Genomic DNA, 25,986 nt, shown 5'->3' on the forward strand with positions numbered 1-25,986 from the left:
TTCCTTGAGGGAAATACGTCCCGCCCCGCTTCGCTGCGGCCCCGTCACGCGTCGCCCCGCCTGGCCCGCATCGACTGCACGACGGCGGTGATCAGGCGGTCGGCGGTGATGCCGATGAAGGCGATCACCAGACCCGCCACGATACCGCGGCCCGCGTCCGCCTTGGCCAGCGCCTTGAAAATCTCCTGCCCCAGATCGCGGGTGCCGATCATCGCGCAGATGATGATCATGCTGAGCGCAAGCAGGATGGTCTGGTTGATGCCCAGCATGATCTCGGGCAAGGCGACCGGCAATTGCACATGACGGAACAACTGCCATTTCGTGCAGCCCGAGACCTGGCCCGCCTCGGTCAGCTCGTGTGGAACCTGTCGGATGCCGTGGTTGGTGTAGCGGATCGAGGGCACGATGGCGAAGGCGACCGTCGCGATCATCGCGGTGACGTCGCCGACACGGAACAGCATCACCACCGGGATGATGAAGCAGAACGACGGGATGGTTTGCAGCGTGTCGATGACCGGCAGCACCACCGCCTGCGCGCGGTCGCTGCGCGAGGCCCAGATGCCGATCGGAATCCCGATCAGGCAGGCGATCAGCACCGAGGCGCCACAGAGGTAAATCGTCTCCATTGCCGGAACCCAGAGCCCGGTGGCCGCGCAGATCAGCGTCAGCGTGCCCACCAGCGCGGCCAGCCCGAGGCCCCCCAGCCGCCAGCCCAGCGCCACGATCACCACCAGCACCCCCGACCACGGCAGCGCCTCGAACAGGCTGCGCAGCGGGTTGAGGAAGTTCAACAGCAGGAACACCCGGAACGCCTCGATGGTGTCGAACCAGTTCATCACGATCCAGTCCACCGCCGCTTTCCAATAGGGCGCGCTGGTCAGCGTGGCCGCCTTGGGCAGGACGTTCAGCGCCGGGAAGACGACGCCAGCCGCGGTCGTCACCGCCAGCAGGACCGCCGCGATCGCCAGATTGCCGCGCAGGCTGCGCGCGGTCGCCCCGCCCGGCTGGCTGCGGGCCGCAGCCTGGCTGAGCCGGTCCAGGATGATCGCGATGACGACGATGGCCAGCCCCGCCTCCATCGCCTGGCCGACCTTCAGCGCCCTGAGCGCCAGCAGCACGTCATAGCCCAGCCCGCCGGCTCCGATCATCGACGAGATGATCACCATGTTCAGCGCCAGCATGATGACCTGGTTGACCCCCACCATCAGCGAGGGTTTGGCGGCCGGAACCAGCACCCGCCACAGCTTCTGGCGCCGCGTGCAGCCCGCCATGTCGGCAAAATCCTTGACCTCGGGCGCCACCTTGCGCAGGCCAAGCACGGTCGCCCGCACCATCGGCGGCGTCGCGAACAGCCCCGTCGCCAGCAGCGCCGACACCGGGTTCGCGCCGAACAGCAGCAGCATCGGGATCAGATAGGCAAAGACCGGCACCGTCTGCATCAGGTCCAGCATCGGCGTGATCAGCCAGCGGTTCAGACCGGGCGAGACATAGCCCCAGATGCCCAGCAGAAGGCCGGTCACCACGCAGAACGGCACGCAGATCGCGATCAGCGCCAGCGTCAGCATCGCATTGTCCCACAACCCGAACACCGCGATCGCCAGAAAGCCGAGCCCGCACAGCAGCCCCAGCCGCCGCCCGCCCGCAAGGAAACCGATCCAGCCCATCACCAGCGTGACCCCCAGCCAGGACAGCCGCGGCAGCACCAGCGCGGCGTCGCCATTGCCGAACTTGAAGCCCTTGGCGAGCAGGTTGAACGCGAACCGCAGCGGCACGTCGATTACCGCCGACACCGACCGCGTGGCCCAGGTGAAATTGAGCTTGAGCCACAGCATCGCCGCGCCGACGGCGTCCTTGAACGGGATCACGGCCTCGGCCGGATAGGCGATCAGCGCGGGCCAGACCGCCCCCAGCAGCCAAAGCGCGGCCGCCACCGCAAGGGCGATCGGCACCAGCCCCCGCCCGGCCGCCCAGCGGATCGCGGGCGCGCGCCGGGACGCTGTCGCCAGATCGCTCACGGGGGGCCCCCGTCGCGGCCCGACAGCACGTCGATCACGTCGCGCGCACTGACCTCGCCCAGGATCATCCCCGCGTCGTTCACCACGGCGAAGGGCTGAGGGGACTCGACGATGGCGGCGGCGAAACTGGCCACCTTGGCGGCGGCCTTCACCCGGACATATCCCGAGGCCGCCGCCGAGGCGGGCGTCATCAGGCTGCGCGCCGACAGCACCTTGGCGCGGTTCACGTCACTGGTGAATTCGGCGACGTAGTCGGTGGCCGGGTGACGCACCAGTTCCTCGGGCGTGCCGATCTGGATGATGCGGCCGTCCTTCATGATCGCGATGCGGTCGGCCAGCCGGATCGCCTCGTCGAAATCATGGGTGATGAACACGATGGTCTTGCGCAAGACCCCTTGCAGGCGCAGCAGTTCGGTCTGCATCTCGCGCCGGATCAGCGGGTCGAGCGCCGAGAACGGTTCATCGAGGAACCAGATTTCCGGCTCCACCGCCAAGGATCGCGCGATGCCGACGCGCTGCTGCTGGCCGCCCGACAGTTGCGCCGGAAAGTGCCGCTCGCGCCCGGTCAGGCCGACAAGGTCGATCATCTCCTGCGCGCGCTTTTCACGCTCGGTGCGGCCGATGCCCTGGATGAACAGCGGAAAGGCGATGTTGTCGCGCACGTTGAGGTGCGGCAGCAGCGCGAAGTGCTGGAACACCATCCCCATCTTGTGACGGCGGATCTCGATCAGTTCGGCCTCGGTCGCCTTCAGCAGATCCTTGCCGTCCAGCATCAGTTCGCCCGCCGTCGGCTCGATCAGCCGCGACAGGCAGCGCACCAGGGTGGACTTGCCCGACCCCGACAGCCCCATCACGATGAAAATCTCGCCCTCACGGATATCAAGGCTGACATCGCGCACGGCGCCGATCAGGTGGGCCCGTTCCAATTCGCCCGGCGCGACCTTGCCGCCGGTCTCGCGCAGGAACTTCGCGCCCCCCGCGCCGTAGAGCTTCCACAGATTGCTGCACCCGAGTTTGATCGGGCGCGGATCACCCGCGCCCGCCTCTGCTGGCTCGATGGCCCGATCCGATGCCGTCACCTAATTGGCCCACGCCTTCCAGGTGGCCTCGTTGGCCGCGATCCATGCGTTCGCCACGTCGTCGATGGACTTGCCGTCCAGATCGACCTCGCCCGACATCTTGTTCAGGTCGGCGGTCTCGATGTGGTAGGCCTTGGCGACCTTATAGGCCAGCGGCCACTTGTCCTTCATCCCGCCAAAGGCGTATTTCCAGATCTTGCCGTGCGGCTTGCCGCAGTCATAGGCCAGATCGGGGTTCACGCCCCATTTCGGGTCGGTGTAGCAGGCCGGTTCGTATTCCGGGAACTGCACCCATTCGCCCTGATACTTGGCCGGGGCCCAGTGCGGCGAATAGATCCACACCATGATCGGCGCCTTGCGCTGATAGGCCGAGTCAAGCTCCGCGAACATCGCCGCATCGGTGCCGGCATGGATGACCACGAAGGGCAGCTTCAGCGCCTTCACCCGCTCGTCGTCGAAGCCTTCCCAGGTGACCGGGCCGCCCAGATAGCGACCCAGCGGCGCGGTCTCGGGGGTCGAGAAGGCGGCGGCGCAGGCGGGCGCCAGCAGCGCGTGCCAATCCGGCAGGCCCGGGCACTTGTCCTTCATGTACAGCGGATACCACCACTCCTCCTTGGCGTCGGGGCCCAGTTCGCCCAGCCGCTCGGTCTGCTTGGTGGCGTCCGAGGCCTTCATCGCCTCGCCCGCGGTGGTGTCCCAGTATTCCATGCCGACGTCGATATCGCCGTTGGTCAGGCTGGTGGTCAGGCTCGAAAGATAGTCGCCGGTCGGATACTCGACGTTGTCGCCCAGCTTTTGCAGGATGCCGCCAAGGATCTTGGCGTTGATGTTCACGCTGGTCCAGTCAAAGAGCGCGATCCGCACCGGATCGGTCGAGTCCTTGGCCTGCACCGGTCCCATACTCAGCGACACCGCGCCAAGAACGAGCGCCCCGAGCGCAGCGGATTTGAACGTCGGTAGTCTACGCATCGTCAATTCTCCCATGTGTCGCTGGATTCAACGCGGTTCCCCGCCGCTCACGAAATGGTGATGGCGTTTCCCCACTGTGTCAATGTTTTCCCGCCACTAAAATTCTTGCCGCCCGGCGCGGTGCGGGCGGGGCCTTCGGCGGGCAACCAGATGGCGTGGACGCACAAGTTTGCGGCAGGTCGCGCCCGCGTTGCCGCCCGCGGCCCGCAACGACACAGGCCCCGCCGAAAACTCGGCAGGGCCTGCACCCGGATTTTCAGACGGCCGCCGCGGCGGCGTCGCTCAGTACGGCGAGTCGGGGAAGTAGAACGCCTTGGCGTTGTCCTTGGTCACCAGCGTCGCGTCCATCGTGAAGGTGCCCCGCACCGGAACCTGATCGTAGAAGTTCGCGGCGGTCAGTTCCATCGCGGTGCCGATCATGGCTGGCGGATAAAGCACGTCGACCGGCATGATCTTGTCGCCGTCCATCACCTTCTTGATCATGTCCTTCGACCCGGCGCCCGCCACGACATACTGGATGTCGGTGCGTTTCGCCTGGTCGATCGCCTGCAGCACGCCCACGGCCATGTCGTCATCCTGGCACCAGACCACGTCGATCTTGGGGTATTTGGTCAGGTAGTCCTGCATCACCTTGAAGGCGTCATCCCGGCTCCAGTTGCCGAACTGCTTTTCCAGAACCTTGACGTTCGAGCCCTTGATCGCGGCGTCAAAGCCGTCCTGGCGCATCTGGTCGATCGGGATCGGCAGACCGCGGATCACCACGACCTGCGCATCGGGGCTGCGGCCCTTGATGTAATCGCCCGCCACCTGCCCCAGCGCCACGTTGTTGCCCGCCACGTAAAGGTCGCGCACCGTGCCGTCGTTCACGCTGGGCGCGCGGTCGACGAGGGTGACGAACACGCCCTTGCTCTTGATCTCCTTGATCGCGTTGACCAGCGGATCGGGGTCGGAGGGCAGGATCACCAGCGCATTGATGCCCTGGGTTTCAAGGTCCTGCACCGCGTTGGCCTGGCTGGCTGCGTCGGGCGAGGTCTTGACGATCACCTTCAGCCCCGGATGTTCCGCCATCAGCAGCTTGGCCACCCGCTCGGCGTGGAACACGATCCCGGCGGTCCAGCCGTGGTCGGCGGCCGGGATCGACACCCCGATGGTGATGTTCGTCGCATCGGCGTGGGCCAGTCCGCCGAAGGCGGTCGCGGCGGTCAGGGCCAGTCCAAATAGCATTCTTCGCATTGTCTCTCTCCCTAATCAGACCGAGGGTTCAAGTGTTGCGAGCCGGGCGGTTCCCTCGATTGCCGCCCGGCGCGTCGTCACGATTTCCGGATCAGCGAGCGCTGAACCAGCATCGCGATGATGATGATCGCGCCCTGAATGGCGCCGATCAGGTATTCGCTGACAAAATTCGACAACAGCATGATGTTGCCCACCAGTTCCAGAATGAAGGCGCCGCAGATCGTGCCCCAGATGCGGCCCACCCCGCCGCGCAGCGCGGTGCCGCCCACCACCACGGCGGTGATCGCCTGAAGCTCCCACAATATCCCGGTGGTGGCCGAGGTGGAGCCGAGCCGCGGCACATAAAGCAGCACGGCGATGGCGACGCAGAGGCCCTGAATGACATAGGTCACGATCCGCACCCGGCGCACCGGAATGCCGGAATACCGCGCCACGTCCTCGTTCGAGCCGACGGCGGCGACGTGGCGGCCGTAGCGCGTGCGGTAAAGGATGAAGGCGCCGATGGACGCGGTCACGAAGATCGCCAGGATCGGGATCGGCACGCCCAGCACGGCGCCGAAATAGACCGGGCGGTAGGTCGCCTGAAGCTCGGGGTTGCGCAGGGTGATCGCGCCGCCCTGCGACAGCCAGGTGGTCAGCCCGCGAAAGATCCCCATCGTACCCAGCGTGGCGATGAAGGGCTCGATCCGCCCGACGGTGATGATCAGCCCGTTGGCCAGCCCGCAGGTCGCCCCGATCGCCAGTGCCAGCGCCATCGCCGCCATCAGCATCGTGACCGGGTCGGCAATCACGCCGCTGTTGAGGAACAGGATCATCACGCTGCCGACGAAGGCCACCATCGCGCCGACTGACAGATCAAGCCCGCCGGCCGAGATCACGAAGGTCGCGCCGACCGCCGCGATGGCGATGAACGCGCTGCGGGTGATGACGTTCAGCAGGTTGTCGACGGTCAGGAAGTTCGGATGGGCAAAGCTGCCCAGCACCAGGAGCAGCGCCAGCGCCACGAACGGCGCCACGGCGCGCAGGTCCACCTCGGTGCGGCGTTTGCGGGCGGCGGGGGTGGTCTGCGCAATCGTCATGCTGGCTCCTTACGCCGCCGCCCCGGCCGCAACGCCGGTCGCCAGCACGACAATTTCGGTTTCCGTCATCCGCGCGCCCGCCACCTCGCCCGCGATCCGCCCGGCGCGCATCACCACGATGCGGTCGCAGATGCCGATCAGCTCCTGCATCTCGGACGAGACCACGATGACGGATCGTCCCTCGGCGGTCAGGTTGGTGATGAACTTGTAGATCTGTTCCTTGGTGCCGATGTCGATGCCGCGCGTCGGCTCGTCGATGATGATGATCTGCGGGTCGCGCATCATCATCTTGGCCAGCAGCAGTTTCTGCTGGTTGCCGCCGGACAGTTGCCCGGCCAGCATGTCGGGCCGCCCGACCCGGATGTCGAAGTCGCCGATCGCCTTCTCAAGCGCCACCCGTTCGGCCGCCGTGTCGATCCGGCCGCGGCGCACGAAGCGGCCGAGCGAGGCCAGCGTCAGGTTGACCCCCAGATCGCGGGTCAGCAGCAACCCCTTGCCCTTGCGATCCTCGGTCAGGTAGGCGATGCCCGCGTCCAGACTTTCGGCGGCGGTGTGGAAATGCACCGGCCTGCCCGCGAGGCTGACGCGGCCGCGGCCCGGACGCAGGCCGACGATCGCCTCCATCACCTCGGTCCGCCCGGCCCCGACCAGGCCGGAGAAGCCCAGAATCTCGCCCTTGCGCAGCGCGAACGACACGTCGTGCGCATAGCCCGGCACGCTGAACCCCTCCACCTCCAGCACGGTCTCGCCCTGCGGCGGGGCGTGGTGATCGGGATACAGCTTCGACACGTCGCGCCCGACCATCAGCCGGGCCATGTCGACCGGCTCAAGATCGGCGGCGGCGCGGGTCGCCACCTGATGGCCGTCGCGCAGCACGGTGATCTGGTCGGCGATCGCCTTCACCTCGTGCAACCGGTGCGAGATGAACATCACGCCCACGCCCCTGTCGCGGATATCGGCGATGATGCGCAGCAGCGCGTCGGTTTCCACCCCGCTGAGCGAGGCGGTCGGTTCGTCGAAGATCACCACCCGGTGCGGCACCAGCAGCACACGGGCGATCTGCACAAGCTGGCGCTGCGCGATCGACAGCCGCCCGACGGTGGCGCCGGGGTCCACATCGGTGCCAAGCTCGGCCAGCACCGCCCGCGCGCCCGCGTTCATCGCGCGGTCATCGACGGTGAAACGCCCCACCAGTTCACGGCCAAGGTAAAGGTTCTGCGCCACCGTCAGATCGGGCGCGAGCAATATCTCCTGATGCACCAGCACGATGCCGCGCCGCTCGGCCTCGACCGGGCCGGCCAGCGTCACCGCCGCGCCATCGATCCGCACCTCGCCCGCCGAGGGTTGCAGGTGCCCGGCCAGCACCTTCATCAGCGTCGATTTGCCCGCGCCGTTCTCGCCGATCACCGCGTGAACCGCGCCGGGATGCACGGCAAGGGTGATGTCGTTCAAGACCCGGATCGGGCCGAAATCCTTGCACAGCCCCACCGCCTCCAGGCAGGGCGCGGCGGCCGCGGACAAAGGCGCGGCCGGACCGGTCATCCCAGCGGCGTCCAGACGCTGCCCGCCTGCGACGAGGCGACCGCCGCCGCGATGAAGCGCATGCCCGCCAGCCCGTCCTGCACGGTGGGATAGATCACCTCGGCGTCCGGCGCCTGCCCGCTGCGCGCGGCCCGGATCGCGCGCGCGGCCTCCATGTAGATGTTGGCGAAGCCTTCCAGGTAGCCCTCGGGGTGGCCGCCGGGGATGCGCGTCACCCGCGCCGCCTGCGGCCGGGCCCCGGCGCCGCCGCGCGTCAGCAATTGCTTGGGTTCCCCGAACCGCGTGAACCACAGATAGTTCGGGTCGGCCTGCGTCCACTCCAGCCCGCCTTTGGTGCCGTAGACCCGCAGCTTCAGCCCGTTTTCATTGCCCACCGCGACCTGACTGGCCCAGAGCATCCCGCGCGCCCCGCCGCGATAGCGCAGCAGGATCTGCACATCGTCATCCAGCGGGCGGCCTTCAACGAAGGTGGTCAGTTGCGCCAGCAAGGACTCGGTCTGAAGCCCGCTGACGAAGGCCGCCAGGTTGTAGGCATGGGTGCCGATGTCGCCGATCGCCCCGCCCGCGCCCGACCGCGCCGGATCGGTGCGCCACTCGGCCTGCTTGCTGCCGGTGCGCTCGGCCGCTTGGGTCAGCCAGTCCTGCGGATATTCGGCCTGCACCAGCCGGATTTCCCCCAGCTCGCCCGCCGCGACCATCGCGCGGGCCTGCCGGATCATCGGATAGCCGGTGTAATTGTGCGTCAGCACGAAAACCTTGCCGGTCTTCGCCACCAGGTCCACCAGCTCCTCGGCCTCGGCCACCGTCAGCGTCATCGGCTTGTCGCAGATGACGTGGATGCCCGCCTCCAGGAAGGCGCGCGCGACCGGGGCGTGCATGTGGTTCGGGGTGACGATGGACACCGCCTCGATCCCGTCCGCCCGCGCCGCCTCGGCCCGCGCCATTTCGGCGTAGGTGCCATAGCTGCGATCCGCCGCGATGCCGATCTCGGCCGCCGAGGCCGCCGCCCGCGCCGGTTCGGACGACAGCGCCCCGGCGACCAGCGTGAACTGATCGTCGATCCGGGCGGCGATGCGATGGACGGCGCCGATGAAGGCGCCCTGCCCGCCCCCCACCATGCCAAGGCGGATGCGGTCGGCGGTGCCGGTCGGGCGGCTGGCTTCGATGGTCATCTCAGGCTCCTCGGCTCAGGCCCAGCATACGCCGGTTGGCGGCATCATCCGCGCCCGAGCCCGCGAAATCGTCGAAGGCTTTTTCGGTCACCCGGATGATGTGGCGCTTGATGAACTCGGCGCCCTCGCGCGCGCCGTCCTCGGGGTGCTTCAGCGCGCATTCCCATTCGAGCACGGCCCAACTGCCGTAACCATACTGCGTCAGCTTGGAAAAGATGCCGCTGAAATCGACCTGCCCGTCGCCCAGGCTGCGGAAGCGGCCCGCGCGGTCGGCCCAGCTTTGGAAGCCGCCATAGACGCCCTGCCGCCCGGTCGGGTTGAACTCGGCGTCCTTCACGTGGAAGGCCCGGATGCGTTCATGGTAGATGTCGATATAGGCAAGGTAATCAAGCTGTTGCAGCACGAAGTGCGAGGGGTCGTACAAGAGGTTGGCGCGGGCGTGGTTGCCGACCCGATCCAGGAACATCTCGTAGCTGGCGCCGTCATGCAGGTCTTCGCCGGGGTGGATTTCATAGCAGACATCCACCCCCATCTCGTCCGCATAGTCGAGGATCGGGTGCCAGCGCCGCGCCAGTTCGTCGAACGCGGTTTCCACCAGCCCGGCCGGGCGTTGCGGCCAGGGATACATGTAGGGCCAGGCCAGCGCGCCCGAAAAGGTGGCGTGCGCCGAAAGCCCGAGGTTGCGCGAGGCGCGCAGCGCGCGTTTGACCTGATCCACCGCCCAATCCGTCCGCGCCGCCGGATTGCCGCGCACGGCGGGGGCGGCGAAGCCGTCGAAGGCGGTGTCATAGGCCGGGTGCACGGCGACCAGTTGGCCCTGCAGATGGGTGGACAGTTCGGTGATCGCCAGCCCGTGATCGGCGGCGATCCCGGCGATCTCGTCGCAGTAGGTCTGCGAGTCCGAGGCTTTCACCAGATCAAAGAGTCGCCCGTCCCAGGATGGAATCTGCACGCCCTTGTAGCCCAGCCCGGCGGCCCAGGCGCAGATCGACGGGAACGAGTTGAACGGCGCCTCGTCGCCCGCGAACTGGGCAAGGAAGATCGCCGGCCCCTTGATCGTCTTCATCGCACACCTCCCAAGGACACTGAAGACCGAAGCCCGGCCTCAGACTCATCATCTACAGTTTTTAATGGATTACAAACCGAATTCAATCCATGGCGTTACCCCGCCGGGCCCGGCTCAGGCCCCGGTCTTGCACGGCACCGAGGCGGGATCGTGCAGCGCGCGCAGGGAATCGGCCGACTGCCGCACGACGTCCGCGATCCGCAAAAGCTGGCTGGTCAGCGGGCTGGTCCTGCGCCAGATCATGCCGATGGTGCGCGACGGTGTCGGCGCCTTGAAGCGCGCGATCGACACCGGCGCCGAGCGCGTCTCGACCGCCACCGCCATGTCCGGGATCAGCGTGACACCGATCCCGGCCCCGACCAGTTGCACCAGCGTGGCCAGCGAACTGCCGTCCAGCAACTCGCGCGGGGGGGCCGCATGCAGGTTGCAGAACGACAGCGCCTGATCGCGAAAACAGTGGCCTTCCTCCAGCAGCAAAAGCCGCATCTCGCGCAGCATTTCGCGGTTGGGCACCGGCTTGTCTGCATCCTCGGCGGGCCGGACCAGCACGAAATCCTCGGAAAACAGCGCGACCTCGATCAACGAGGGTTCCGACACCGGCAGCGCCACGATAGCGGTGTCGAGCCGACCTTCCATCAGCTCCCGCAACAGCTTCGACGTCAGCGTTTCGCGCACATGGATGTCGAGGTCGGCGTTCATCCGGGTCAGGTTGCCGATGATCGTGGGCAGCAGATAGGGCGCGATCGTCGGGATCACCCCGATCCGCAGCCTCCCCACCAGCCGACCCTGCGAGGCGCGCGCCAGATCGCCCAGTTCATCGACCGATCGCAAGATGTCGCGCGCGCGCAGGGCGAAGGCTTCGCCGAAGTTGGTCAACCGCACCTGACGCGCGCCCCGCTCGAACAGGTCCGTCCCGAGAGTTTCCTCCATCTCTTTGATCTGCATAGACAAAGCAGGCTGCGAAATGGTGCAGGCTTCCGCCGCGCGGCCAAAATGGCCGTGCCGGGCCAGCGCCTCGAAGTAGCGAAGCTGCTTGAACGTCAGATTGATCATAACCGTGCCTTATCGCCGCAATCAGGAGATTCAACTTAGACTAATGAACCGACTTTGATAGACCTGATGGCAAGGCGCAACGAGTCACCAACTCCGCCACGGTCCGGCGTCAAGTCCACTCACGGTGCCTCGGCGCCGGACGCGCGGAAAGTCGGCGACCTTGCAATCGCGTCAACGCAGCCACGATCGGAGAGAGACATGGACGGAAATGAAGGCGGAACCGCAGGCAAGTGCCCGGTGATGCACGGGGCGGGAAGCCAGACCACGGCTGCGGCACGCTCGAACCGGGACTGGTGGCCGAACCAGCTGAACCTCAGGATCCTGCACCAGCATTCCGCACTGTCCAATCCGATGGGTCCGGCGTTTGACTATGCCGGTGCGTTCGGAAAGCTCGACCTTGCGGCGCTGAAGGCAGACCTCGTCGCGCTGATGACCGACAGCCAGGACTGGTGGCCGGCCGACTGGGGCCACTACGGGCCGCTTTTCATCCGGATGGCCTGGCATAGCGCGGGCACCTACCGCACCGGCGACGGGCGTGGCGGCGCGGGCGCGGGCTCGCAGCGTTTCGCACCGCTCAATTCCTGGCCCGACAACGTGAACCTCGACAAGGCGCGGCGCCTGCTGTGGCCGGTCAAGCAGAAATACGGCAGCAGGATATCCTGGGCCGACCTCATGATCCTCGCCGGCAACTGCGCGCTGGAATCGATGGGCTTCAAGACCTTCGGCTTTGGCGGCGGGCGGGTGGACATCTGGGAACCGGAGGAGGACATCTACTGGGGCAACGAGGACACCTGGCTGGGCGATACGCGCTATGAGGGCGACCGCAAGTTGGAAAACCCGCTGGCCGCGGTGCAGATGGGGCTGATCTACGTGAACCCGGAGGGGCCGAACGGCACGCCGGACCCGGTTGCCTCGGGCCGCGACATCCGCGAAACCTTCGCCCGCATGGCGATGAACGATTACGAGACGGTCGCCCTGACCGCCGGGGGTCATACCTTCGGCAAGGCCCACGGTGCGGGTGATGCGGCGCTGGTCGGCCCGGCACCAGAGGCGGCACCGATCGAGCAGATGGGCCTGGGCTGGAAAAGCAGCTTCGGCAGCGGCAAGGGTGGCGACCAGATCGGCAGCGGCATCGAGGGCGCGTGGAAGCCCAATCCCACGACGTGGGACATGGGGTATCTGACGGTCCTGTTCAAATATGACTGGGTCTTGGGCAAGAGCCCGGCGGGCGCGCAGCAATGGCACCCGAAGGACACGGCGCCCGAGGATATGGTCGTCGATGCCGCCGACCCGTCAAAGAAGCACCCGCCGATGATGACCACGGCGGACATGGCGATGAAGATGGACCCGATCTACGGCCCGATCGCCCGCCATTTCCTCGACAACCCGGACGAGTTCGCCGATGCCTTCGCCCGCGCCTGGTTCAAGCTGACCCATCGCGACATGGGCCCGAAGGCGCTTTATCTGGGCACCGAGGTTCCGGCCGAAGACCTGATCTGGCAGGATCCGATCCCCGCCGTTGATCACGCCCTGATCGACGCGGCGGACATCGCGGCGCTCAAGGCGAAAATCCTCGCCTCGGGCCTCTCAGTATCGGAACTGGTCGCCACCGCCTGGGCCTCGGCCGCGACCTTCCGCGGCTCGGACAAGCGCGGCGGTGCCAATGGCGCGCGCATCCGGCTGGCCCCGCAGAAAGACTGGGAGGCCAACCAGCCCGCGCAACTCGCCAAGGTGCTGGGTGTGCTTGAAGGGGTGCAGACCGCCTTCAACGCGACGGCGACGGGCGGCAAGAAGGTCTCGCTCGCCGATCTGATCGTGCTGGGCGGCGGTGCCGCGGTCGAGCAGGCGGCGAAGGCGGCGGGCCACGCGGTGACGGTTCCCTTCACGCCGGGCCGCACCGATGCCTCGCAGGAGCAGACCGATGTGGACAGCTTCTGCGTGCTGGAACCCACCGCCGACGGGTTCCGCAACTACCTCAAGACCGCCTACACCGTGTCGGCCGAGGAACTGCTGATTGATCGCGCGCAACTTCTGACGCTGACCGCGCCCGAGATGACGGTTCTGCTTGGCGGCCTGCGCGCGCTGAACGCGAACGTCGGCGGGGCACAACACGGCGTCTTCACGACGCGGCCGGGGGTGCTGACCACCGACTTCTTCGTCAACCTGCTCGACATGGGCACGGTGTGGACGCCGACCTCGAAAGACGCCGCCACGTTCGAGGGTCGCGACCGCACCACCGGCGCGGTGACGGGAACCGGCACCCGGGTCGATCTTATCTTCGGCTCGAACTCCCAGCTTCGCGCGCTTGCCGAGGTCCATGCCTGCGACGACTCGCAAGCAGGCTTCGTGCGGGACTTCGTGGCGGCCTGGACCAAGGTGATGATGCTCGACCGCTTCGATCTCGTCTGAGCCGGACGCATGAACCCCGAACGCGGCGGAACCCCCGCCGCGTTCGGGCATCGGGTCCAATGACCGCGGTCACCGCGGGTTCCGCTGTCCCGCACAGGCTTGACCCAGATCAACCCGTGCGGGCTGCGGGGCCGCTACCTTGCCACAGGTGTCACCGGGCCGGGAGAGCGGGACGTGCGGGAACCGCAAGCACCAGAGGCCGCCCCGCATGCCGCGGCACCGCAGGCGGTGCTGGATGGGTTGCGGGTCGATGCGGGCACCGGGCTGACCGAGGCCGAGGCTGCGGCCCGCCTTGCAAGGTTCGGACCCAACACGATCGAGGCGCGGCGGCGCGCGGGCATCCTGAGCCTGCTGCGCCACCAGATCGAAAGCCCGGTCGTGATTTTGCTGGCGGGCGCCGCGGCCCTTGCCGGATATTTCAACGAGATCGAAGAGGCCGTGGCGATCGGGATCGTGCTTGGCCTCAACACGCTGATCGGCTTTCTGACCGAGTTCCGGGCGACGCGCTCGATCGCCGCGCTGCGGGCACTGGGCACGCGCACGACGCGCGCCCGGCGCGGCGGACATGAGCGTGTGCTGGACGCGAAGGGGTTGGTTCCGGGCGATATCGTCGTGCTGGATGCGGGCGACGGCGTGCCCGCCGACCTGCGGCTGGTCGAAGGATCGAACCTGGAGGTTGACGAATCCACCCTGACCGGCGAATCCGTCGCGGTGCCGAAGGCGGTTCCGGCGGTCCCTGCCGAGGCCCGGCTGGCCGACCGGCCGTCGATGCTGTTCAAGGGCACCGCCCTGACACGGGGCAGCGCGCTTGGCATCGTGGTGGGCACCGGGCTTGCGACCGAGCTTGGCCGGGTGTCGCAACTGGTCGCCGAGGCCGGGGCCGGAAGCTCGCCGATCGAACGGAAGCTTGCGCATCTGTCCGCGCAACTGGTCTGGGCGACGCTGATCCTCACGATCCTGATCGCGGGCGTCGGCATCCTGACCGGCAAGGACATCCTGCTGATGGCCGAGGCGTCGATCGCCCTTGCGGTTGCGGCGATCCCCGAGGGCTTGCCGATCGTGGCGACCCTGGTGCTGGCGCGCGGCATGTGGCGCATGGCGCGCCAGAACGCGCTGGTGGAACGGCTGTCGGCGGTCGAGACGCTGGGCGCCACCACGATCAGACTGACCGACAAGACCGGCACGCTGACAGAGAACCGCATGACGGTGCGGCGGCTCTGCCTGGCCTCGGGCGAGGTCGTGATCCCGGACGCCACCGGCACCCTGCCCGACGATGGCACCCTTGCCACGCTGCTGGAAACCGCCGTGCTCTGCAATGACGCCACGCTTGATGGCGCCGAGGCACCCGGCACCGGCGACCCGATGGAACTGGCGCTGTTGCGGGCGGGGCTGCGGGCAGGCTATCGGCGCGCCGGGCTTCTGGCCGCAAGGCCGGTGGTGCGCAAGCACGCCTTCGACGGCCAGACCCGGCTGATGGCGACGGTTCACGCCAGCGGCGAGGCGTTCCTGGTCGCCGTGAAGGGCGCGCCCGAGGCGGTGCTGGCGGCCAGCCGCCATGTGGCGCCCGACGGCACCCTGCGCGCCCTTGATGCGCGGGACCGGCAGGACTGGCTGCGCCGGGTCGACGACCTTGGTCGGCACGGGCTGCGCGTCATCGCCTGCGCCACCGCGACCGTCGACCGGGCGGACGCGCCGCCCTACGCCGATCTGGTCTTCCTCGGCCTGATCGGGCTGGAGGATCCCGCGCGGGCCGATGCCCCGCAGGCGATCGCGGCCTGTCACCGGGCCGGTATCCGGGTGATCATGGTCACCGGCGATCATGCCGTGACCGCGCGCAGCATCGGCCGCGCGGTGGGTCTGCCCGCTGCCGCGGCCAATGTCGCCGAAGGCGCGCAGGTCGCCGAACTGGTGACCGGCGGCACCGACGATCTGACCGCGATCAGCATCTTCGCCCGCGTCAGCCCGAAGGAAAAGCTTGACCTCGTGCGCGCCTATCAGGCCAGGGGCGAGGTCGTCGCGATGACCGGCGACGGCGTCAACGACGCGCCCGCGCTCCGGCAGGCCGACATCGGTGTCGCCATGGGGCTGCGCGGCACCGACGTGGCGCGCGAGGCCGCGGCGATGGTCCTGCTCGACGACGCCTTCCCGACCATCGTCGCCGCGATCCGGGAAGGGCGGATCATCTTTGGCAACATCCGCAGGTTCGCCGCCTACCTGCTGGCCTGCAACCTGACCGAGGTGCTGGTGGTCGGGCTGGCCGTGCTCTCGGCGCTGCCGCTGCCTGTGCTGCCGTTGCAGATCCTCTATCTGAACCTGATCACCGATGTCTTCCCGGCGTTCGCGCTGGCGCTGGGTGAAGGCGAGGCGGACGTGCTGCAACGTCCGCCACGCGACCCCCGACAGCCGATCCTCGGTCGCCCGCAGTGGGTCCGGATCGTGCTGCAAAGCCTGGTGATGACCGGCGGCATCTTCGGCGCCCTCGGGGCCGCGCGGCTGCTCGGCTTCGACGCGCGGGCCACGGTGTCGGTGACCTTCCTGACGCTGGCCTTTGCGCAATTGTGGCAGGTGTTCAACATGCGCGCGGACCGATCAAGCCTGCTGCGCAACGAGATCACCCGCAACCCCTGGGTCTGGGCGGCGCTTTGCCTGTGTTCCGCCCTGCTGGCGGCGCCGCCCTACATTGCGCCGCTGGCGCAGGTGCTTGGCCTGGTTCCGCTGGAGCCGCGGATGTGGGCGGTCGTGCTGGGCCTGAGCGCGGCGCCGGTCGTGGTCTGGCAGGCCGGGGCGCTGATCCTCGGCCGACTGCGCCGCGATCGCTGAGCCCGGCCCCCCCCCTCAGTCGTCCAGCACGGGCCCCTTGCCGGTATGCTTGCGCAGCCGCGAGGGGGTGTGGAACTTGCGCACGCGGAACGGGTTCTTGTCGCTCTGGCTGCGGAAGGTCAGCCGGATCGGCGTGCCCGGCATGTCGAAATCGGCCCTGAGCCCGTTCACCAGATAGCGGCGGTAGCTGTCGGGCATGTCCTCGGGGTGCGAGCACATCAGGATGAAACCCGGCGGCCGGGTCTTGACCTGGGTCGCGTAACGCAGCCGGATGCGACGCCCGCCGGGTGCCGGTGGCGGGTGCGCCTCGGTCATAAGGTTCAGCCACTGGTTCAGCTTGGAGGTGCCGATGCGGCGGTTCCAGACCGCGTGCGCCTTCAGGATCGCGTCGTGCAGCCGGTCCAGCCCGCGCCCGGTCAGCGCCGAGACGGTCACCAGCGGCGCGCCGCGCAACTGCGGCAGCAGGCGGTCGAACATCTCCTTGAGTTCGGCCAGCTTGCCCTGCTTTTCGTCCTCAAGATCCCATTTGTTGACCGCGATCACCACCGCGCGGCCCTCGGTCTCGGCGAAGTCGGCCAGACGCAGGTCTTGCGTCTCAAACGGAATTTCGACGTCGAGCAGCACCACCACGACCTCGGCAAAGCGCACGGCGCGGATGCCGTCAGACACCGACATCTTTTCCAGCTTCTCGGAAATCCGGGCGCGCTTGCGCATCCCCGCCGTATCGAAGATGCGCATCGGCGTGCCCATCCACTCGGTCGCGACCGAGATCGCATCGCGGGTGATCCCGGCTTCCGGCCCGGTCAGCAGCCGTTCTTCCCCGATGATGCGGTTGATCAGCGTCGATTTCCCGGCGTTCGGCCGCCCGATCACCGCGATCTGCAACGGGCGCGCCTTGGTCGGCACTGGCACCGAGCCCTCGTCATCGCCCTCGGGCACGTCGACATCGACCTCGGGCAATTCGTCGGGGTCAAGCTTGGCGCGCTCGGCGAAAGCGTCGGCCAGCGGTTGCAGCACACGGTACAGGTCGTCCATCCCTTCGCCGTGTTCGGCCGACATCCGCACCGGCTCGCCCAACCCCAAAGCGTAAGCCTCCAGAAAGCCGGACTCGCCCGCCTTGCCCTCGGCCTTGTTGACGCCAAGGATGACGTGGGCGTTCTTCTTGCGCAGGATCTCGGCAAAGACCTGATCGGTCGCCGTGACCCCCTGCCGCCCGTCGATCAGGAACAGGCACACATCCGCCATTTCCACCGCGCGTTCGGTCAGCCGCCGCATCCGGCCTTGCAGGCTGTCGTCGGTGGCATCTTCCAGACCGGCCGAGTCGATCACGGTAAAGCGCAGGTCGGCGAGCTTGCCCGCGCCCTCGCGCAGATCGCGCGTCACGCCGGGTTGGTCGTCGACCAGCGCCAGCTTGCGGCCGACCAGACGGTTGAACAGCGTGGACTTGCCCACATTGGGGCGCCCGACGATGGCGAGGGTGAAGGTCATGGCATGGCTCCGGATCGGCGAAACCGACCCGTTACACCCTTACGCGCCTAGCGGAAAGCGCGAAGTTGGCCGTCGCGCGTCACCACGTAGAGCGTGCGCCCCGCCACCACCGGATCACTCGCCGCCCCAGCGCCCAATTGCAGCGCGCCGGTCTGCGCCCCCGAGGCCGGATCGAAGAACCGCGCCTGCCCGTCGGACGAGGTCACGATCAACTGGTTGCCCGCCAGCACCGGCCCGTAATGGGCAAAGATGTCGCGGCGGTTCTTGGCCTTCTTGACCGGCACGTAATAGGGCAGATCCACCTGCCAGATCAGGCCGCCCGTGGTGGCGTCCAGCCGCGCGAGCTTGGCCTGATCGGACACCAGGAACACCGACCCGCCCTCGGGCCAGACCGGGCTGACCACGCCCTCATCCGCCGTCCAGATCTTGTCGCCGGTGTTGAGATCGAGCGCCATCACCTTGCCGGAGGCGTTGCCGATAAAGATGCGGTCGCCCACCACCACCGGATCGCCGGAGATGTCGTTCATCGAGGCATAGCCCTGCCCCAGCCGCTCGCCCGCCACGGTGGTCGACCAGATCTGCGACCCGCCCGGTTTCAGCGCGCCGACCAACTGCCCCGAGGGGAAGGGCAGCATCACGAAGCGGGCGCTGAGCGCCGGGCCCGCGCCGCCGGTCACCCCGGCAACCGAACCGCTGCCGTCAAGCTGCCAGCGCACCTTGCCGGTGCTGGTGTCGATCGCCCAGGCACTGGAATCGCGCGCCACCACATAGACCACGCCGCCCTCGACGGTGGGGGTGCCGGTGACGGGCGCGTGGAAATGCTGGCGCCACAGCACCGCGCCGGTGCCGGGGTCCATCGCCACGACTTCGCCAAAGCCCGAGGCCACGAACAGCTTGCCGTCGCCGAAGGCCAGACCGCCGCCGGAGGCATCATCGCTGTGATCGGTCGCGGGCGTCAGGTCCACCGACCACAGCGTCGCGCCGGCGGTCGAGGTCGCGGTGACGGTCGCGCGGCTGTCGAGCGTGAAGATGCGGCCCGCCGCCACCACCGGATCGGCGCTGATCGCGTGGCCTTTGTCATCGCCCTTGCCGATCGGCGCCGCCCACACGGCGGTCAGCGTCTGGCCAAGGGCCGCCTGCGTCATGTGGTGCTGCGGGCCGCCCATGCGTGCGGTCCAGTCGGCATTGGCGACCGGGGCAGGCAGACGGATCGGCTCGGTCCGGTTCCTCGGGGTGGTGTCGGGCGAGGTCGCGCCCGGCTTGTCGGCATCCGCCATCACCTGATCCAGCGGCGTGCGCAGATCGAAGCGCGGCCCCTTGAGGATAAGCGGTTTTGGCGCACAGGCCGCGACGGCGCCCAGGCAGGCGATGACTCCCAGCACCCCGATCCGTCTCACGGCCTCAGCTCCTCCTCAAATTCACTCGGACGTGGCATCCAGGGCCCGGCCGATCCATCAGTTCACCGCAGGATCGCCACCGAGGGCGACAATCATCGCAGTCGCGCGCCGACGCAAGCCCGGCGTGACCTGCGGCTCTTGCAGGATCGCCTTGAACTGCGTGATCGCCCCGGCCTTGTCACCCGCCCCGACGGCGATCAGCGCCAGTTGTTCCATCGCCAGCGGCCGATAGGGCCGTCCGGCCTCGGCCAGCGGCTTGAGCGCCGCGGTGCGGGCCTCGGCGGTCATCGTGTCGCCCGCCACCACCGCGCGCTTCAGCGCGGCCAGGTCGCGGTAGCTTTGTGGCAGGCTCGCATCCGCCACCACCGCGTCCAGCGCGGTGGTCGCGGCCTGGGTATCGCCCGCCTCGACGGCGGCCCCGGCGGTGAGGAAATCGAGGATCGCCGCCTGCCCGCCCTCGGCATGCAACGCCTCCAGCGCCTTCACGCGGGCGGCGGGGTCATTCTCGGCCTGCGCCGACTGCACCGCATCGCCAAAGGCCCGCGCGGCGGCGGCCTCCTGCGCCTTGGTATACTCGCGCCAGGCCGCGCCCGCGACGATCAGCACCACCGCCAGCATCGGAATCCAGCCGTAGTTGCGGAAGAACGCGAACAGCTTGTCACGGCGGACCTCTTCGGTCACCTCGTCGATGAAACTGTCCGGGTTGCTCATCCGCGTCTCTCCTGGCCTGTGGCGCCGCGATCCGGGCGGCCTTCGATCCGGGCCCGTCTTACACGCAAGCGTCCGGCCTTGCCAAGCCCCGGCCCCTGCGCGTTTCCGCTTGACCTCGCCCCCGCGCCTGTCAAAACCAGCGCGACGCCGGAACCGGACGGGATCAGATGAGCACCGCCACCCTTTCCATCGACCTCGACGCAATCGCCGCCAACTGGCGTGCGCTTGACCGGCTGAGCGACAGCGGAACCCAGACCGCCGCCGTGGTCAAGGCCGACGCCTACGGGCTGGGCGTCGGGCCGGTGGCGCGCGCGCTGGCCCGCGCCGGGGCGCGCCGCTTCTTCGTTGCCGTCGCCGAGGAAGGCGCCGCGCTGCGCGAGGCGCTGGGGCCGGGGCCGCAGATCTGCGTGCTGTCGGGGCACATGGCGGGCGACACCGAGATGATCGGCGATCTCGACCTGACCCCGATGCTGAACTCGCTCGACCAGATGACGCGCCATCTGGAGGCGCTGCACGGCCACCCGTTCGGCATCCAGCTTGACACCGGCATGAACCGGCTGGGGATGGAGCCCGACGAATGGGCCGCCGTCGCCGCGATCGCGCTGGAAGCCGCGCCGGAACTGCTGATGAGCCACCTTGCCTGCGCCGATGACCCCGGCCACCCGATGAACGCCCAGCAACTGGCCACCTTCCACGCCCTGACCGACGGCACCGGGGTGCCGCGCTCGCTGGCGGCGACCGGCGGCATCCTCTTGGGGCCGGAATACCACTTCGACCTGACCCGGCCCGGCATCGGCCTTTACGGCGGCCATCCCTTCACCGAGGCCCACCCTGTCGTGCGCCTGACGCTGCCGGTGATCCAGACCCGCGTGCTGGAACCGGGCGAAAGCGTCGGCTACGGCTGCACCTGGGTGGCCGAGGCGCCGTCGATGATCGCCACCGTCGCGGGCGGCTATGCCGATGGCCTGCTGCGCAGCCTGTCGGGCCGCGCCGTGCTCTGGGCCGACGAGGTGCCCTGCCCGCTGATCGGCCGCGTCTCGATGGACCTGATCACCGTCGATGTCAGCCACCTCGCCGCGCCGCCGCGATCGCTCGACCTGATCGGCCCGGATCAGGGCGTCGATGCGCTGGCCGATCAGGCCGGCACCATCGGCTACGAGATTCTGACCGGCCTCGGCCCGCGCTACCTGCGCCGCTATACCGGGGGTGCCGCGTGATCCTGGCCGCCCCGCTCGCCGCCACCGGGCGCGTCACGCTGGGCGCGCTTGCCGCCGTGGGCCGCGCCGCGCTGTTCGCCTTTGCCACCCTCAGCCACCTCGTCCGCCCGCCGTTCTACTGGCGCGAGTTCGGCGCGGCGCTGGTGCAGATCGGCTACTTCAGCCTGCCGGTGGTCGGCATGACCGCCTTCTTCACCGGCGGCGCGCTGGCCTTGCAGATCTACTCGGGCGGCGCCCGCTTCAACGCCGAATCCGTCGTGCCCTCGATCGTCGCCATCGGCATGGCGCGCGAGCTTGGCCCCGTGCTGGGCGGCCTGATGGTCGCGGCGCGCGTCGCCAGTTCCATCGCCGCCGAGATCGGCACCATGAAGGTGACCGAGCAGATCGACGCGCTGGTGACGCTGTCCACCCACCCGATGAAATACCTCACCGTGCCGCGCGTGCTGGCGGCAACGCTGGCGGTGCCGCTGCTGGTCGGCGTCGGCGACGCGATCGGCATCATGGGCGGCTTTGTCGTCGGCGTGAACCGGCTCGGCTTCAACGACGCCGCCTACATCAAGAACACCGCCGATTTCCTGCAACCCTGGGACGTCGGCTCGGGCATGGTCAAGGGCGCGGTCTTCGGCTTTTTGGTGGCGCTGATGGGCTGCTACTACGGCATGACCTCCGACCGTGGCGCGCAGGGCGTGGGCCGTGCCACCAAGGCCGCCGTGGTCGCGGCCTCGGTTCTGATCCTCGCCTCCAACTACCTGCTGACCGAGCTTTTTTTCACCTCATGATCACCCTCACCGATGTCCACAAGGCGTTCGGCGCCAACCGGGTTCTGCAAGGGGTGACCCTCACCATCCCGACGGCGCAAAGCATGGTGATCATCGGCGGCTCGGGCACCGGCAAGTCGGTCCTGCTGAAATGCATCCTCGGCCTTGTCACCCCCGACAGCGGCACCATCGACATCGACGGCGAGGATGTCACCAAGACCGAGCAAGACGCCTTCCTCGCCCGCTTCGGGATGCTCTTTCAGGGCGGCGCCCTCTTTGACAGCCTCAGCGTCTGGCAGAACGTCGCCTTTCGCCTGCTGCGCGGCGCGCAGAAGCTGCCCAAGGCGCAGGCGCGCGAGATCGCCATCGAGAAGCTGCGCCGTGTCGGCCTCAAGCCCGATGTGGCCGACCTCTATCCCGCCGAACTGTCGGGCGGCATGCAAAAGCGCGTCGGCCTTGCCCGCGCCATCGCCGCAAACCCGCAGATCATCTTCTTCGACGAACCGACGACCGGCCTCGACCCGATCATGGCGGGTGTCATCAACGACCTGATCCGCGAGATCGTGGTGGAAATGGGCGTGACCGCGATGACCATCACGCATGACATGACCTCGGTGCGCGCCATCGCCGACCGCGTCGCGATGCTGCACGGCGGCCTGATCCGCTGGACCGGCCCGGTCGCCGAGATGGACGCATCGGGCGATCCCTACCTCGACCAGTTCATCCACGGCCGCGCCACCGGCCCGATCGAATCGGTCCGCTGAGCGGCGGCGGCCCCCTGCGCCGCGCACAACCCCCATAGTTTCCGCCCCCGGCACAATACCCATGCGCCCGGCGCATTGTTTCCGTCTCGCGCAACCGGCCTGACTGCGCGCCAGATCGCCCCCCGCAAATATCGGTTTTCGCAGCACTTTTTGTTGCGAGTGCGCGCGCGCGGCGAAATGATTAACAAAACGTGAGGGAGATCCACCATGCCGCGTTCCACCCGGTCGGTGCTGCATCAGGGCCTGTCGGCGCTGCGGAGCGCGGCGACGATCCTGATGCCCGTGCTGGCCGCAGCACTCGCCGCCGCCACCGCGCTTGCCATCGCGGGCCTCGGTCCGGCGCTGCACCTCGACGCCGCCTGGAACGGCGCGCCGATCCCCGACGCCGGGCTCTGGGCCGAGGGGCTGGTGGCCGGGCTGCTGCTGCTGCTGTGCGCCTTCCTGCCTGCCAACGCGCGGATGCAGCGCCTTGAACGCTCGCACCGCGATTTTCACATCGGGATGGAGGATGTCGCCCGCGCCTATGCCCTTGCCCACCGCGAGGACCGCAGCGGCGCCTTCACCCTGTCGGCCGAATTCGACGCCGTGCGGGAACGCATCGCCTTCCTGCGCCACCACCCCGACCTCGCCACGCTGGAGCCCGAGGTGCTGGAGGTGGCGGGCCAGATGAGCCAGATCGCCCGCGACCTCGCCCGCGTCTATTCCGACGAAAAGCTCGCCCGCGCCCGCGCCTTCCTGACCCAGCGGCAAGAGGAAAACGCCGCCCTCGCCGACCGCATCCGCCTTGCCCACTATGCCACCGCGGAACTGAAGCGATGGATGCAGGATGTCGAGGCCGACGAAAAGACCGTCGCGACCCAGCTTGAACGGCTGGAGCGGGATTTGCACGACGTGCTGCCCGCGCTCGGCTACGATTTCGAGGATGTGCCCGGCAATGTCGTGCAGATGCCCGCCAAGCCGAAGTGACCGGCCCCCGCGATCGGGCCCCGCGTCTGCCCCTTTCGCATTGGTGAGAATATCCTCGGGGGGGGTCATGGCCCGCTGGGCCAAGACATCGGGGGGCAGACAGCGCTCCGGCTTTCGCCGCCGCGCGCCACGATCCCGGTTGCCGCGCCTGCCCGGCTAGGGCAGGAAGGGGCATGGCCAAAGCTCCGCCCCAGTTCACCTGCACCGCCTGCGGCGCCGTCCACAAGAAATGGGCCGGGCGCTGCGAGGGCTGCGGCGCCTGGAATTCCATCGTCGAAGAGGCGCCGCTGTCGGCCGGCCCCGCCACCCGGTCGCTCGGCGCCAATCGCGGCCGCGCCATCCCGCTGGGCACCCTGACGAGCGAGGAACCGCCGCCGCCCCGCACCCTGTCGGGGATGGAGGAATTCGACCGCGTGCTGGGTGGCGGCCTGGTGCCCGCCTCGGCGATCCTCGTCGGCGGCGATCCCGGCATCGGCAAATCCACCCTGCTGTTGCAAGCCACCGCCGCCTTCGCCCGCGCGGGCCTGTCGTGCCTCTACATCTCGGGCGAGGAGGCGGCGGCGCAGGTGCGGATGCGCGCGCAGCGCCTGGGCCTGGCTGACGCGCCGGTGCAACTGGGCGCCGAAACCAACCTGCGCGACATCCTGACCACGCTCGATACCGTGCGCCCCGCGCTGGCGGTGATCGACTCGATCCAGACGATGTGGGCCGACAACGTCGAATCCGCCCCCGGTTCGGTCAGCCAGGTCCGCGCCGCCTGTCACGAGTTGGTGAGTTTCGCCAAGAAGCGCGGCACCTCGATCATCCTCGTCGGCCACGTCACCAAGGACGGCCAGATCGCCGGGCCCCGCGTGGTCGAACACATGGTCGATACCGTGCTTTACTTCGAGGGCGAACGCGGCCACCAGTTCCGTATCCTGCGCGCCGTCAAGAACCGCTTTGGCGCGGCGGATGAGATCGGCGTGTTCGAGATGACCGGCAGCGGCCTCGCGCAGGTCACCAACCCCTCGGCGCTGTTCCTGTCGGAACGCGGGCAGGCCACGCCCGGCTCGGTGGTTTTCGCCGGAATCGAGGGCACAAGGCCGGTGCTGACCGAGATTCAGGCCCTCGTCGCCCCCTCCACCCTCGGCACCCCGCGCCGCACTGTGGTCGGCCTCGACGGTGGTCGCCTGTCCACCATCCTCGCGGTGCTGGAGGCGCGCTGCGCCATCCCCTTCGCCGGGCTCGACGTGTTCCTCAACGTCGCGGGCGGCATGAAGGTCAGCGAGCCCGCCGCCGATCTCGCCGTCGCCGCGGCGCTCCTGTCGGCGCGCGAAGATGTGGCACTTCCGCCAGATACGGTGGTATTCGGCGAAATCAGCCTGTCGGGGGCGCTGCGTCCGGTGGGGCAGACGGAAAACAGGTTGAAAGAAGCGCGAAAACTTGGTTTCTCAACGGCAATCGCGCCCTCCCGCTCCAAGATCGGCGGCGGTGAGGGGATGCGGCTGCGCGAGATGCCCGACTTGACGGCGTTCGTGGGCGACATGTTCGGCGCGGGCTGAGCCCGGAGGGAGCTAGGAATGCAGGCGTTCACCATCGTCGACGGGGCCGTCGCCATCGTCATCGTGCTGTCGGCGATCCTCGCCTATTCGCGCGGCTTCGTGCGCGAGGTGCTGGCGATCGCGGGCTGGGTGGTCGCCGCGGTGCTCGCCTATACCTTCGCCCATCAGGTCGAGCCGCTGATGAAGGAGATCCCGGTCGTCGGCGATTTCCTCAAGGGCTCGTGCGAGTTGTCGATCATCGCGGCCTTCACGGCGGTCTTTGCCGTCGGGCTGATCGTGATGTCGTTCTTCACGCCGCTCTTTTCCTCGGTGGTGCGGCAATCGGCGATCGGTGGTGTCGACCAGGGTCTGGGCTTCCTGTTCGGCGTGGCGCGCGGGGTGCTGCTGGTGGCGGTCGCCTTCCTTGTCTACCAGCGCACGATGGGCGGCGAGGCCATACCGATGGTGGCCCAGAGCCGATCCGCCATCGTGTTCGCGCAGTTCGAAACCCAGATCAACAAGCAGATCCCCTCCGACGCGCCGAACTGGGTGGTCGCGAAGTATGAACATCTGGTGGGCGATTGCGGCGCCCCGGCCGCGGGCGGCGTGAAAGCCGTGACGCCCCCGCCCGCCACCGGCACCACGGCGCCCGCCACCGGCACCGCACCGGCGACCACCGGCACCGTCACCAACTGATCGCCCCGTGACACTTCGGTAACGACGCACTA

20 protein-coding genes are annotated in these 25,986 nt (G+C 68.4%); 8 read left to right on the forward strand and 12 right to left on the reverse strand.

Annotated features, from left to right (window positions below):
* Positions 1–44 precede the first annotated feature (44 nt).
* The 9 genes from AC11WY_RS06465 to AC11WY_RS06505 all read right to left on the reverse strand — a co-directional run bounded on the left by AC11WY_RS06465 (position 45) and on the right by AC11WY_RS06505 (position 11,208).
* A complete protein-coding gene (locus AC11WY_RS06465) occupies positions 45–2,015 on the reverse strand; it encodes an ABC transporter permease (protein ID WP_482923708.1) in 1,971 nt (656 codons plus the stop codon).
* Positions 2,012–3,094 (reverse strand): quaternary amine ABC transporter ATP-binding protein, encoded by a 1,083-nt coding sequence (locus tag AC11WY_RS06470; protein WP_482923710.1) that lies wholly within the window; start codon positions 3,092–3,094, stop codon positions 2,012–2,014. Before AC11WY_RS06470 ends, AC11WY_RS06465 begins: the two co-directional genes overlap by 4 nt.
* The gene (locus tag AC11WY_RS06475; protein WP_482923711.1) at positions 3,095–4,063 is read right to left on the reverse strand and encodes an ABC transporter substrate-binding protein; all 969 of its coding nucleotides are present in this window, start codon (positions 4,061–4,063) and stop codon (positions 3,095–3,097) included. It abuts the gene before it with no gap.
* Positions 4,064–4,345: 282 nt separating this feature from the next.
* Positions 4,346–5,287, reverse strand: coding sequence for a substrate-binding domain-containing protein (locus tag AC11WY_RS06480; RefSeq protein ID WP_482923712.1), 942 nt, complete (start codon positions 5,285–5,287; stop codon positions 4,346–4,348).
* 86 nt (positions 5,288–5,373) lie between these two features.
* The gene (locus AC11WY_RS06485) at positions 5,374–6,375 is read right to left on the reverse strand and encodes an ABC transporter permease (RefSeq protein ID WP_482923713.1); all 1,002 of its coding nucleotides are present in this window, start codon (positions 6,373–6,375) and stop codon (positions 5,374–5,376) included.
* A 9-nt stretch (positions 6,376–6,384) separates the two neighbouring features.
* On the reverse strand, positions 6,385–7,917 hold the full coding sequence (locus AC11WY_RS06490; protein WP_482923715.1) for a sugar ABC transporter ATP-binding protein: 1,533 nt from the start codon (positions 7,915–7,917) through the stop codon (positions 6,385–6,387).
* Entirely contained in the window at positions 7,914–9,089 is a 1,176-nt protein-coding gene (locus AC11WY_RS06495) for a Gfo/Idh/MocA family protein (RefSeq protein ID WP_482923717.1), read from the reverse strand. The genes AC11WY_RS06490 and AC11WY_RS06495 overlap by 4 nt, the downstream gene beginning before the upstream one ends.
* Before the next feature lies 1 nt (position 9,090).
* The gene (locus AC11WY_RS06500) at positions 9,091–10,155 is read right to left on the reverse strand and encodes a sugar phosphate isomerase/epimerase family protein (RefSeq protein ID WP_482923718.1); all 1,065 of its coding nucleotides are present in this window, start codon (positions 10,153–10,155) and stop codon (positions 9,091–9,093) included.
* Positions 10,156–10,269: 114 nt separating this feature from the next.
* Positions 10,270–11,208: a LysR substrate-binding domain-containing protein gene (locus AC11WY_RS06505; RefSeq protein ID WP_482923720.1), complete on the reverse strand. Its 939-nt coding sequence runs from the start codon at positions 11,206–11,208 to the stop codon at positions 10,270–10,272.
* Between the two features lie 198 nt (positions 11,209–11,406).
* Between AC11WY_RS06505 and katG the strand changes: the two genes are divergently transcribed.
* Both katG and AC11WY_RS06515 read left to right on the forward strand, forming a co-directional pair.
* Positions 11,407–13,617 (forward strand): catalase/peroxidase HPI, encoded by a 2,211-nt coding sequence (gene katG, locus AC11WY_RS06510; RefSeq protein WP_482923721.1) that lies wholly within the window; start codon positions 11,407–11,409, stop codon positions 13,615–13,617.
* A 174-nt stretch (positions 13,618–13,791) separates the two neighbouring features.
* Positions 13,792–16,437, forward strand: coding sequence for a cation-translocating P-type ATPase (locus AC11WY_RS06515; protein ID WP_482923723.1), 2,646 nt, complete (start codon positions 13,792–13,794; stop codon positions 16,435–16,437).
* A gap of 15 nt (positions 16,438–16,452) precedes the next feature.
* Here AC11WY_RS06515 and der read toward each other — a convergent pair whose 3' ends face one another.
* From der to AC11WY_RS06530, 3 genes are read right to left on the reverse strand one after another with little or no spacing between them, the layout of a single operon-like run.
* Positions 16,453–17,925 (reverse strand): ribosome biogenesis GTPase Der, encoded by a 1,473-nt coding sequence (gene der / locus AC11WY_RS06520; protein ID WP_482923725.1) that lies wholly within the window; start codon positions 17,923–17,925, stop codon positions 16,453–16,455.
* Between the two features lie 47 nt (positions 17,926–17,972).
* Entirely contained in the window at positions 17,973–19,322 is a 1,350-nt protein-coding gene (locus AC11WY_RS06525; protein WP_482923727.1) for a PQQ-binding-like beta-propeller repeat protein, read from the reverse strand.
* A gap of 57 nt (positions 19,323–19,379) precedes the next feature.
* Positions 19,380–20,033: a tetratricopeptide repeat protein gene (locus tag AC11WY_RS06530; RefSeq protein ID WP_482923729.1), complete on the reverse strand. Its 654-nt coding sequence runs from the start codon at positions 20,031–20,033 to the stop codon at positions 19,380–19,382.
* A 167-nt stretch (positions 20,034–20,200) separates the two neighbouring features.
* Between AC11WY_RS06530 and alr the strand changes: the two genes are divergently transcribed.
* From alr to AC11WY_RS06560, 6 genes are all read left to right on the forward strand, one after another.
* On the forward strand, positions 20,201–21,250 hold the full coding sequence (alr, locus tag AC11WY_RS06535) for an alanine racemase (RefSeq protein ID WP_482923731.1): 1,050 nt from the start codon (positions 20,201–20,203) through the stop codon (positions 21,248–21,250).
* Entirely contained in the window at positions 21,247–22,029 is a 783-nt protein-coding gene (locus AC11WY_RS06540; protein ID WP_482923733.1) for an MlaE family ABC transporter permease, read from the forward strand. Before alr ends, AC11WY_RS06540 begins: the two co-directional genes overlap by 4 nt.
* Positions 22,026–22,772 carry an ABC transporter ATP-binding protein gene (locus tag AC11WY_RS06545; protein ID WP_482923735.1) on the forward strand — a complete coding sequence of 249 codons (747 nt, stop codon included), beginning with the start codon at positions 22,026–22,028 and terminating at the stop codon, positions 22,770–22,772. The genes AC11WY_RS06540 and AC11WY_RS06545 overlap by 4 nt, the downstream gene beginning before the upstream one ends.
* Positions 22,773–22,979: 207 nt before the next feature.
* The gene (locus tag AC11WY_RS06550; RefSeq protein WP_482923737.1) at positions 22,980–23,738 is read left to right on the forward strand and encodes a DNA repair protein; all 759 of its coding nucleotides are present in this window, start codon (positions 22,980–22,982) and stop codon (positions 23,736–23,738) included.
* Positions 23,739–23,911: 173 nt separating this feature from the next.
* The gene (radA, locus tag AC11WY_RS06555) at positions 23,912–25,279 is read left to right on the forward strand and encodes a DNA repair protein RadA (RefSeq protein ID WP_482923739.1); all 1,368 of its coding nucleotides are present in this window, start codon (positions 23,912–23,914) and stop codon (positions 25,277–25,279) included.
* An 18-nt stretch (positions 25,280–25,297) separates the two neighbouring features.
* Positions 25,298–25,954 (forward strand): CvpA family protein, encoded by a 657-nt coding sequence (locus tag AC11WY_RS06560; RefSeq protein WP_482923741.1) that lies wholly within the window; start codon positions 25,298–25,300, stop codon positions 25,952–25,954.
* Positions 25,955–25,986 lie beyond the last annotated feature (32 nt).

This window comes from Solirhodobacter sp., from assembly GCF_964715405.1.

What these genes read in the sequence shown, in the direction of transcription:
- AC11WY_RS06500 (WP_482923718.1), bottom strand. Translation starts at nt 10,155, where the DNA reads ATGAAGACGATCAAGGGGCCGGCGATCTTCCTTGCCCAGTTCGCGGGC.
- AC11WY_RS06490 (WP_482923715.1), bottom strand. Translation starts at nt 7,917, where the DNA reads ATGACCGGTCCGGCCGCGCCTTTGTCCGCGGCCGCCGCGCCCTGCCTG.
- AC11WY_RS06530 (WP_482923729.1), bottom strand. Translation starts at nt 20,033, where the DNA reads ATGAGCAACCCGGACAGTTTCATCGACGAGGTGACCGAAGAGGTCCGC.
- AC11WY_RS06485 (WP_482923713.1), bottom strand. Translation starts at nt 6,375, where the DNA reads ATGACGATTGCGCAGACCACCCCCGCCGCCCGCAAACGCCGCACCGAG.
- AC11WY_RS06550 (WP_482923737.1), top strand. Translation starts at nt 22,980, where the DNA reads ATGCCGCGTTCCACCCGGTCGGTGCTGCATCAGGGCCTGTCGGCGCTG.
- AC11WY_RS06560 (WP_482923741.1), top strand. Translation starts at nt 25,298, where the DNA reads ATGCAGGCGTTCACCATCGTCGACGGGGCCGTCGCCATCGTCATCGTG.
- AC11WY_RS06480 (WP_482923712.1), bottom strand. Translation starts at nt 5,287, where the DNA reads ATGCTATTTGGACTGGCCCTGACCGCCGCGACCGCCTTCGGCGGACTG.
- radA (WP_482923739.1), top strand. Translation starts at nt 23,912, where the DNA reads ATGGCCAAAGCTCCGCCCCAGTTCACCTGCACCGCCTGCGGCGCCGTC.
- AC11WY_RS06495 (WP_482923717.1), bottom strand. Translation starts at nt 9,089, where the DNA reads ATGACCATCGAAGCCAGCCGCCCGACCGGCACCGCCGACCGCATCCGC.
- der (WP_482923725.1), bottom strand. Translation starts at nt 17,925, where the DNA reads ATGACCTTCACCCTCGCCATCGTCGGGCGCCCCAATGTGGGCAAGTCC.
- katG (WP_482923721.1), top strand. Translation starts at nt 11,407, where the DNA reads ATGGACGGAAATGAAGGCGGAACCGCAGGCAAGTGCCCGGTGATGCAC.
- AC11WY_RS06475 (WP_482923711.1), bottom strand. Translation starts at nt 4,063, where the DNA reads ATGCGTAGACTACCGACGTTCAAATCCGCTGCGCTCGGGGCGCTCGTT.
- AC11WY_RS06545 (WP_482923735.1), top strand. Translation starts at nt 22,026, where the DNA reads ATGATCACCCTCACCGATGTCCACAAGGCGTTCGGCGCCAACCGGGTT.
- AC11WY_RS06505 (WP_482923720.1), bottom strand. Translation starts at nt 11,208, where the DNA reads ATGATCAATCTGACGTTCAAGCAGCTTCGCTACTTCGAGGCGCTGGCC.
- alr (WP_482923731.1), top strand. Translation starts at nt 20,201, where the DNA reads ATGAGCACCGCCACCCTTTCCATCGACCTCGACGCAATCGCCGCCAAC.